The following is a 1,878-nucleotide window of genomic DNA, read 5'->3' on the forward strand; positions in this document are numbered from 1 at the left end:
AGCCCCAACGGGTGCTGTGATGGGTAGGGGAGCGTCGTGTGCCGGGTGAAGCAGCCGCGGAAGCGAGTTGTGGACGGTTCACGAGTGAGAATGCAGGCATGAGTAGCGATACACACGTGAGAAACGTGTGCGCCGATTGACTAAGGGTTCCTGGGTCAAGCTGATCTGCCCAGGGTAAGTCGGGACCTAAGGCGAGGCCGACAGGCGTAGTCGATGGACAACCGGTTGATATTCCGGTACCCGCTTTGAAACGCCCAATATCGAGCCCATTAATGCTAAGGCCGTGAAGCCGTTCCGGACCCTTCGGGGAAAGGAAAGTGGTGGAGCCGTCGACCCAAGGTGGTAGTAGGTAAGCGATGGGGTGACGCAGGAAGGTAGTCCAGCCCGGGCGGTGGTAGTCCCGGGGTAAGGGTGTAGGCCGTGTGATAGGCAAATCCGTCACACATTAAGGCTGAGACCTGATGCCGAGCCGATTGTGGTGAAGTGGATGATCCTATGCTGTCGAGAAAAGCCTCTAGCGAGTTTCATGGCGGCCCGTACCCTAAACCGACTCAGGTGGTCAGGTAGAGAATACCGAGGCGTTCGGGTGAACTATGGTTAAGGAACTCGGCAAAATGCCCCCGTAACTTCGGGAGAAGGGGGGCCATCACTGGTGATCGGATTTACTCCGTGAGCTGGGGGTGGCCGCAGAGACCAGCGAGAAGCGACTGTTTACTAAAAACACAGGTCCGTGCGAAGCCGTAAGGCGATGTATACGGACTGACGCCTGCCCGGTGCTGGAACGTTAAGGGGACCGGTTAGTCAAGATTCGTCTTGGCGAAGCTGAGAACTTAAGCGCCAGTAAACGGCGGTGGTAACTATAACCATCCTAAGGTAGCGAAATTCCTTGTCGGGTAAGTTCCGACCTGCACGAATGGCGTAACGACTTCTCGACTGTCTCAACCATAGGCCCGGTGAAATTGCACTACGAGTAAAGATGCTCGTTTCGCGCAGCAGGACGGAAAGACCCCGGGACCTTTACTACAGTTTGATATTGGTGTTCGGTTCGGCTTGTGTAGGATAGGTGGGAGACTTTGAAGCCGTGACGCCAGTCATGGTGGAGTCGCCGTTGAAATACCACTCTGGTCGTGCTGGATGTCTAACCTCGGTCCGTGATCCGGATCAGGGACAGTGTCTGATGGGTAGTTTAACTGGGGCGGTTGCCTCCCAAAGGGTAACGGAGGCGCCCAAAGGTTCCCTCAGCCTGGTTGGCAATCAGGTGTTGAGTGTAAGTGCACAAGGGAGCTTGACTGTGAGACCGACGGGTCGAGCAGGGACGAAAGTCGGGACTAGTGATCCGGCGGTGGCTTGTGGAAGCGCCGTCGCTCAACGGATAAAAGGTACCCCGGGGATAACAGGCTGATCTTCCCCAAGAGTCCATATCGACGGGATGGTTTGGCACCTCGATGTCGGCTCGTCGCATCCTGGGGCTGGAGTCGGTCCCAAGGGTTGGGCTGTTCGCCCATTAAAGCGGTACGCGAGCTGGGTTTAGAACGTCGTGAGACAGTTCGGTCCCTATCCGCTGTGCGCGTAGGAATATTGAGAAGGGCTGTCCCTAGTACGAGAGGACCGGGACGGACGAACCTCTGGTGTGCCAGTTGTCCTGCCAAGGGCATGGCTGGTTGGCTACGTTCGGGAGGGATAACCGCTGAAAGCATCTAAGCGGGAAGCCTGCTTCAAGATGAGTATTCCCACCTCCTTGAGAGGGTAAGGCTCCCAGTAGACGACTGGGTTGATAGGCCGGATGTGGAAGCCCAGTAATGGGTGGAGCTGACCGGTACTAATAGGCCGAGGGCTTGTCCTCAGTTGCTCGCGTCCACTGTGTTAGTTCTGAAGCAA

1 rRNA gene is annotated in these 1,878 nt (G+C 56.5%); it reads left to right on the forward strand.

Going from position 1 to position 1,878, the window contains the following annotated elements:
- A 23S ribosomal RNA gene (locus AB0424_RS30935) occupies positions 1-1,843 on the forward strand; the annotation flags it as partial.
- Positions 1,844-1,878: the final 35 nt, after the last annotated feature.

It is taken from the genome of Streptomyces sp. NPDC051180 (genome assembly GCF_040689545.1).
Classification (GTDB): domain Bacteria; phylum Actinomycetota; class Actinomycetes; order Streptomycetales; family Streptomycetaceae; genus Streptomyces.